We start from the raw sequence: 7984 nt of genomic DNA on the forward strand, positions 1-7984 counted from the left end.
GTCCTGATCACTTTTGATCTCTTTTCTTTTTGCACTCTTATAACTTCATGTTAGAAGGTGGCAGTGATAGGCAAAAGAATTATGATTAGGAAATCCTCTTGATGTAGGAATAAAAATGTTTTGAATTTCTCTGGGTTTGCTCAAAGGGTTACTAACTATAACTTTTCTGTTAATTTGTCAAGGTACATCCATAATTTGGCCGATTTAGTTTCTTGGAGGCATATATAGTGATCGACTTTTTTCATTTGTTGATTCTTCCATTTGGTTTTTTCTTATGAAATAGAATTCAAATCGCTTTCACAAATTAAGAAGTTCTTTTTCTGTTTGAGTATTGACTACATTTAACTTTTCCTGCAATTTGTCCAGAATTGATGTTATAAGCCTTCATCTGAATTTTTGTATGATGTTTACACTTCCCCAATTAATAATAATTTGGTAATCTGGCTTTGGGGGTTTTAAAAAAGGACATTCTCCACCTTAGGGGCTAATCTTTTTAGAGGGTTTACTTTATTTCCTGTTTTATATGCCATAAAAGAGCTTTTATTATGATTCCATTGGAAAAACAAGTTTCTTTTTTGGTGTAAAAGTATAATTTGATTTCTGTTTTTTTTATTGAATTATTTAACGAAAAAAATAAATGTTTTCCTTTTCAAAAGAATATAGGGCCTGTATACCTGTAAAATAGAATACATGAGGTTATTCTATTTCTCACATGCTTCAAATAAGATAAATTCTCGTTTGAAATATACTATCCCAGAGGGAATAATGATTGAAGAGCTTAGTTAGAGTAATGCCCTTAAAAAAGCAAAAAGAATAGGAGGTTTAGTGAAAATTATAAATTAATGATAGGTAATTTGCCTTTATTAATTTGATAAATGGATATGATTTAATAATAAAATTGCTCAAATTGCCTTTACTGTTTATTTAAAGAAAAATGATATGATATTTTTTCGATAATCCATTGATTTTTTCTAAAATGCTTAGGGAAAAGATTACCATTTAATGGTTTTTATATTTGATGGTGTTTGTAAATTTAGGTTTAAGCAATGTTTTTCACATTCGTCTGGAGTCCATATGAGGGTACTCTTTTTTTGAGACCACAGCTTCCCAATTAATGAATTCTAGAAATGTTGTAGCAATAGATGAAGAATAAACTGTCGTTGGGGAACCATTCGGTGTAGCATGTAGAATACGTTGGCTCTGTTTATGTTTTTGTAAAAGAGAATGTAGGTTGGCAAAGTACTGAAAAAAGTAAAACCTACTGCTTTTGAGGTTGGAGGAATTTGTGGTTTGGTTCTTTAAATTAGCATTTACAGAGCCTAAGTTGTGGTTGTTTCTTCAAACACCTATAAAATTGGTGATTTCACAAAGAAATCTTTTAAAGAAAAAATAAACCTTGAATTTAGATGAAAAAAGAATTACTCAACCATTTAGTAATAGGATTGAAACAATGGAGATCAAAAAGCATTACGATTTTCATGTTCTTTTACATATTCTTAATCGGTATTACTTTGAACAATACTTATGCACAGGGTTGGTTTGAAGATGGCACTACTCCCTACCTTAGCCCTGAATTTAACGTTGAAGGCATGGGGTTTGGAGGTGCTGTGGATGTAGATGGTCGATATGCAGTGGTGGGGGCCAAAGGGCGAGATGGTGAAAAGGGAGCTGCTTTTGTATATTGGTATGATGGAGAATCCTGGGTGAAGCAAGCCGAATTGACCGCCTCTTACGGAGATGCAGGGGATTGGTTTGGGTACTCTGTCAGTATTTCTGGTGATCAGATTGTAGTGGGAGCTCCTCGGGAAAGTAATCCATATTGGACTTTTTCTGGTGCCGTTTATGTGTTTGAAAAGCCGGCTGAAGGTTGGAGGGATATGAACCAAACTGCAATACTTACCGATTCTTATGGGGGGCATTGGGATGAATTTGGTACTTCAGTGAGCATTTTTGGCGATCAGATTGTTGTAGGAGCTCCCTTTGATAGATTTTATGATATTGAGTTGGGCTCTGTGATGGGTGGTGCCGCTTTTGTTTTTGAAAAAGGAGATGGGGGTTGGAGAGATATTATTGCTAGGACCAAACTAGTTCCCTCAGAAAGAAATGAAGATGAACGATTTGGTATTTCAGTTGATATATGGGAGGGACAAGTAGTTGTTGGGGCTTCCTACGATGATAATTATGCCGGTGCGGCCTATGTATTTGAAAGGCCTTTGGATGGGTGGAAAGAAACCCGCCAGACTGCGAAATTGATTGCTTCAGATAGGGGGAACTCTGATTTCTTTGGGAAGTCGGTAAGTATATCTGAAAATCAGATAGTGGTAGGAGCTGAGGGACATGAAAATAATGATGGTGTTTCTGGTGCCGCTTTTGTGTTTGAAAAGCCTTCGAATGGTTGGCAGGATATGCAGCCAACCGCCAAGATGGATGTTTTAGATCCTGAATATGATAGGGGATTGGGCCGTTCGGTGAGTATTTCTAATAATAATCTGGTAATTGGGGCCTATAATATGGCTTATTTTTTTGAAAAAGATTTTGATGGCTGGCAGGATATGACTCAGACCTTTAAGTTAAGCCCTTCAGATGACAATTCTGATTCCTTTGGTAACTCAGTAAGTATCTCTGGAAATCAGGTTGTGGTTGGAGGGCCTTGGACTGATGATAAGGATAATGGTTCGGGCTCGGTATATTTCATGAATAAAGACGATGCAGTTGGTCCTTTGTTATCAGAAGAACAAAAAATAATTGCACCAGATTTTTATGCCAATACTTGGAACGAAACTGGAAGTGCTTTAGCCATAGATGGGGTATATGCCGTAGTGGGAGTGCCTGGTTATGATGACTCTAGGGGAAGAGTAATGGTGCTTTGGTACGACGGTGACCATTGGTTGAAGCAAGCTGAATTAAGTGCTTCTGATGGGGAGGACGGAAATAATTTTGGATCTTCTGTAGATATTTCGGGTGACCAAATTGTGGTTGGGGCTTATAATGACCATCCTGAAGAAAGATCTCGTTCAGGGTCTGCATATGTGTTTGAAAAACCAGCGGAAGGATGGCAGGATATGAGTCAGACGGCTAAATTAAGCCCTGCTTTTCAATTTAATGATGAGGACGATTTTGGATATTCAGTAAGTATTTCAGGAGATCAGGTGGTGGTGGGGGCCCCATTTCATTATGATGATAATGACCGTGGATATGTATATGTATTTGAAAAACCAGCCGGTGGATGGCAGGATATGAACCAGACCGCTACACTGAGGACTGAGGGAGGTACTTCAAAAGATTGGTTCGGTGCTGCAGTGGATATTTCCGGAAATTTAATTGCTGTTGGAGCACCAGAGGATAGGGTAGGAGAGGAGCTTTCTGGTTCGGTCTATTTATTTCAAAAAGAGAATGATCGCTGGCAAAATATGACTGAGACGGCCAGGCTGTTTTCCTCGGATGGAGATTTTTTAAATTATTTTGGCACTTCAGTGAGTATTTCGGGAGATCAAATAGTAGTTGGAGCTTATGGGAGTATTTCTAATAAATTTTCTCCGGGAAAAGCTTATGTATTTGTAAAGGGAGTGGACGGTTGGCAGGATATGAGTGAGACTGGTATATTGAGTGCTTCGGATGGGCATACAAACAATTATTTTGGGAAATCTGTGAATATTTCAGGAGAGCGTGTCTTGGTAGGGGCACCCAAAGACAGTAATGGAAGCATATACTCTGGTTCGGCTTACATTTTTGAAAAGGGAGAAAATGGTTGGATGGATATGACCGAAAATTATAAAATTACCCCAAAAAACGGTCGGCATAGGGATTATTTTGGTACCTCGGTTGGAATTTATGAAGGAGGTATTTTGGTAGGGTCTCCCTATAAAGATGAAGAGGGGACAAATTCAGGGGCCGTTTATTCTTTTAAATTTTGCTCTAATGGTTTAGAAAAACCCCAGAACCAGAGTCTAGAAGTTGATGCTAACTGTAAAGCCATTTTACCGGATTATAGTGGGCTGATTTCCCTTCCGGAAGGTGTTTCTCCTGAATCCACGATTGTGCAAAATCCTGAAGTAGGATCTATTGTTACAAGTAATACTAAGGTTTCTCTAACACTTTTGGAGGGTTCGGGCGATTGTGCGACAGTGAGTTTTGAAGTGGCTTTATTGGATAAAATGGCTCCGGAATTAAGTCAACCTTCAGATCAAACCTTAGTAAAAGATGATAAGTGTGAGGCAATTTTACCGGATTATCGTTCTTTGGTAAGTATTTCAGATAACTGCGACCCTTTCCCTTCCTTGGAACAAAGTCCTGAAGCGGGGACTGTAGTTTTTGAGTCGACCCAGGTGACGCTGCAGGCTACAGATGACTCAGAAAATAGTTATTCGGTGAGTTTTGAAGTGGAGTTATTGGATAATCATCCTCCCGATCTGAGCCAACCTTTGGATCAAGTGTTGATCAAAGATGAAAATTGCCAAGCGGTCTTACCGGATTTTAGTTCATTAATTACAATTACTGATAATTGCGATAATAACCCTCAATTGGTCCAGGAACCGGAAGCAGGTGAATTGATCACGGAAACAACAAATGTAAAGCTTATGGTGACAGATATATCAAATAATAGTAGTTCGGTGAGTTTTTCAGTCCACCTTGTAGATGAATCAGCTCCAGCCATTAATCAGCTTTCCAATGTTGAATTACCAACTGATGAAAGTTGTGAGGTCATATTGCCAGATTTTTCAGCAAACTTTGTGGTTTCAGATAATTGTGATTCAGATCCCTTGGTTGTTCAAACCCCCGAACCTGGTACAGTGATCACAACTCCAACGACAATTTTCATGAAGGTAAGTGATGTCTCTAATAACAACACAGAATGGACCTTTGAGGTCATTCCAAATGATAATAGGGAGCCTGTCCCTAATTTGGAAAATTTAGCCATAATAAATGGGGCTTGTGCGGTTTTTGTGCCAACAGCCCCAACAGCCACAGATAATTGTGGTGAGGAAATTATTGGAAAAACTGATTTATCCATCTTTCCAATTGAAAAGGTGGGAACTACAGAAATTGTTTGGAAGTTTGAGGATGGAAATGGGAATAGCACTACTCAGACCCAACAGGTGATCATTTCTCCCCTTGATAATTCCATTACTCAAAATGAAGAGGGCCTAATGGCCACTGCCAATGGGTATACTTACCAGTGGTTGGATTGTGCTAATGGAAATGCTCCTATTTCTGGAAAAACCGACCAAACTTTTTTTCCTAAAGAAAGTGGCAGTTATGCTGTTGAAATAAGTGATGGAATATGTTCAGTTATCTCCAAATGTCGGGAATATGTTATCCTTGGAGTTAATGAATCTAATGGTTATTCCCGAATTAAGACTTACCCTAACCCTACAAATGAATTACTTTATATTGAAAAGGAAAGCTCTGCACCCATTAACATTCGCCTTATTGATTCTTGGGGAAGAGAAAGAGTTCAATTAACTTCTCATGAAAAGATTACTCTATTGAATTTAACTTCCTACTCGGCTGGAATTTATTACTTAATTATTTTCAGAAATGGAGAAAATCAATTAGTTCAGAAAATATTGAAACAATAACTCTTGTTAGTAAAAAGAAAGTCTTCCCATTAAAGAAAATGGATGGAAAGACTTTCCTTATTCTGGGAAATATTAATGAGGGTGATTCCCTGCTTATTGTTTTTTTATTAACCTGAAGTGCTGACTTGTTGCTCCCTCTATTTGAACCATATACAATCCGTTAGAAAGGGAACGAATATCAATTTGATCCTGCTCATTTTTGATTTCTCTCCTCATTAAGGTTTGCCCTAATGTATTTACTATTTTTATTTGGTAGGTTTTTCCAGATTGTATACCTTTTATTTGGAAGTAGTTGCCTGCTGGGTTGGGAGCATAAGTTAATGCTGTTTCGTTTAAGTCTTGTATTCCTGTGATGGGACTAATAATTAACCAGGAATATACTTCTGCTTCATAATTATTTTCTTTAATGGTAGCGTAAACAGTATATTCTCCAATTTCAATCGGAAATTCCTTACCATATTTATTATTAATAGCATATTTTACTTCCAGGTTAAGCCCTTCCGGAATGATTGTTACATTAACTTGCTTTGGTGCCCATCATGAAACTGTTCTAGATCATTAAAAATAATCTCTGCTTTTGCTTTCTCAATTATAAGTTTTGCTGATTTACTGCTGGTTGAATAATTGTTACTCAAGGTTTTTTTATGATTTGGATAATTCCAACTGAGTTCAACATGTTCATTATTTATTTCTAATGCTTTATAAGCAGTGGGGGAGACAGGAATACAGTTTAAGGTGGCTTTTCAACCAGATCTTGTTTTTTCCCCTTCGTCGGACCAAAAGGTAAGGGGTAAGGCTTCACCTGGTTTAGTAGAAGTTACAGAAAAAGGAAATTGTTGGTCATAAGATCCGTGAAATCTGTGAATTAAAGGGGCTGAAGGGATTTCTCCATCATAAATGCCAAGTTGATCATTCTGACCTTCAAGAAACATCTGCTCGAAATTGATATGAAGTAATTCTTTTTTGTCTCCTGGCTAGATGGTTTGAGTAATATGCATATTGGGAGCATAAGTCTCCTTGCCACCAGGGTTTAAATAAAGACCTTCACAAACAGTTAGGGTATCTTCACTCATGGTGTAACTTTTCTGAGAATAAGATATCGTCGTCAGGAAAAGTAAAGTTGTGCCAAGTAAAGTTGTCTTCATATTTGAAAATGGCTTCAATCTAACTTAGTATGTATTTTTTGTATAATTTATCTAAAAATTAGAAATATTTTATTGGTTTTAATGTTGTTTATAAAATATTATTTAGTAATGAATTGTTTTTATTTTGAAGATTAGTTCAAGATTTTTTTTCTACTTGAGTTATTTGATCTTTTAATTGGTCAGTTTATTATTTCAGGTTTTGATGTATTGATAAATTTGAAGGTTATAAAAAGATCGGTATTAAATTAATGGATGCTATACATCAAGAAAATTGACATATAGAATTTATCATAAAAAAAGAAATGAAGGAAAGCAATAAGAAAAGGAAAGAAAAACCTTACTAATGACTATAAATGAAAGGTTTATTTAAGGAAGGGAAGTGGGATTACTTCCCGATACAAAATCTTGTTATTGTATGGTTATCAGGTGTTTGTGGTTTCATGGTAACGAATTAGAAACAAAAATATGGCATTTTTGGGATAATAAGGAGTAGGAAAAAGAAAATTAAAAAATGAGCAAATAAAAAAATACCGCCCTATAAAAGAAGCGGTTTTCTGGCAGAAATTTAACGGATTAGGCAGCAACGGATGAACCGACATAGGAACTATTTGAAACTTCAAGACCTACTTCGGTGATAAATGCTATAAAGAACTGTAAAGTATTACCTGTGTAATTATCGGGTGCAGATAGGTTTTGCGATCCTGCACTTCTGGCAGCTCCGGAATTAGTAAAAACTACTTCCCCGTTCCACTCATTGTATATTAAGAGCATGGATTTGTCAGTTGCCAAGACTGAACCTTGAACTAAATTGTCGTCCCAACTAAAGGTGGCAATTCCACTGGTGGAGGTGTCGATACTTGGGTTTAAAGCTCCAATTAATGCACCACGGCTGATTAATACATTAGTATAGTCAATGGTGAAATCTGGGGAATTTCCTACAATGGCATTTTTAAGAATGTAAGACATGGCAGAGTTGAACTCTGTTTTTTTATTGCCAAACCTTTGTAGCCAACTTTGATAAAGTCTTTCATCGGCTTCAAGAATTGCAAAGCGGTGATAAACTTGTTTCTTTGGGTTACCTGTCCCTGAGTTCGAGGGGTGGCAACATTGGACGGCTTGACTCGCATATAGTCAATGCCTTTCCAATTGCCTCCAATTACGTTTCCGACCTTGCCGGAAAAGCCCCCTAAAATTCCTTGGTTAATTCTTCCCATAACATTCTGTCCTATATAAAGCCTTTTCGTTGCTAAGAGTGTTTCA

At 37.0% G+C, this 7984-nt stretch carries 4 protein-coding genes and 2 pseudogenes; 1 reads left to right on the top strand and 5 read right to left on the bottom strand.

The features are described from left to right. The first annotated feature begins 1406 nt into the window (after window positions 1-1406). Window positions 1407-5579: a T9SS type A sorting domain-containing protein gene (locus tag E1171_RS12610; protein ID WP_155206365.1), complete on the top strand. Its 4173-nt coding sequence runs from the start codon at window positions 1407-1409 to the stop codon at window positions 5577-5579. A gap of 93 nt (window positions 5580-5672) precedes the next feature. Here the strand turns inward: E1171_RS12610 and E1171_RS24940 are convergent, their stop codons facing one another. The 5 genes and pseudogenes from E1171_RS24940 to E1171_RS24950 all read right to left on the bottom strand — a co-directional run bounded on the left by E1171_RS24940 (window position 5673) and on the right by E1171_RS24950 (window position 7938). Next, entirely contained in the window at window positions 5673-5945 is a 273-nt protein-coding gene (locus tag E1171_RS24940; RefSeq protein ID WP_425509618.1) for a T9SS type A sorting domain-containing protein, read from the bottom strand. 3 nt (window positions 5946-5948) lie between these two features. Beyond that, window positions 5949-6098, bottom strand: a pseudogene (locus tag E1171_RS24945) (MBG domain-containing protein); the annotation flags it as partial. A 224-nt stretch (window positions 6099-6322) separates the two neighbouring features. Then, window positions 6323-6511, bottom strand: coding sequence for a hypothetical protein (locus E1171_RS12620; protein WP_155206366.1), 189 nt, complete (start codon window positions 6509-6511; stop codon window positions 6323-6325). A 42-nt stretch (window positions 6512-6553) separates the two neighbouring features. Beyond that, entirely contained in the window at window positions 6554-6724 is a 171-nt protein-coding gene (locus E1171_RS12625) for a hypothetical protein (protein ID WP_155206367.1), read from the bottom strand. A gap of 573 nt (window positions 6725-7297) precedes the next feature. Continuing rightward, window positions 7298-7938: pseudogene (locus E1171_RS24950) on the bottom strand (DUF6266 family protein). Window positions 7939-7984 lie beyond the last annotated feature (46 nt).

It is taken from the genome of Xanthovirga aplysinae, from assembly GCF_009711365.1.
GTDB classification, from domain to species: Bacteria; Bacteroidota; Bacteroidia; order Cytophagales; family Cyclobacteriaceae; genus Xanthovirga; species Xanthovirga aplysinae.

Excerpts from the sequence above, each read along its gene's own strand:
- E1171_RS12610 (WP_155206365.1), top strand. The coding sequence starts at position 1,407 with ATGAAAAAAGAATTACTCAACCATTTAGTAATAGGATTGAAACAATGG.
- E1171_RS12620 (WP_155206366.1), bottom strand. The coding sequence starts at position 6,511 with ATGTTTCTTGAAGGTCAGAATGATCAACTTGGCATTTATGATGGAGAA.
- E1171_RS12625 (WP_155206367.1), bottom strand. The coding sequence starts at position 6,724 with ATGAAGACAACTTTACTTGGCACAACTTTACTTTTCCTGACGACGATA.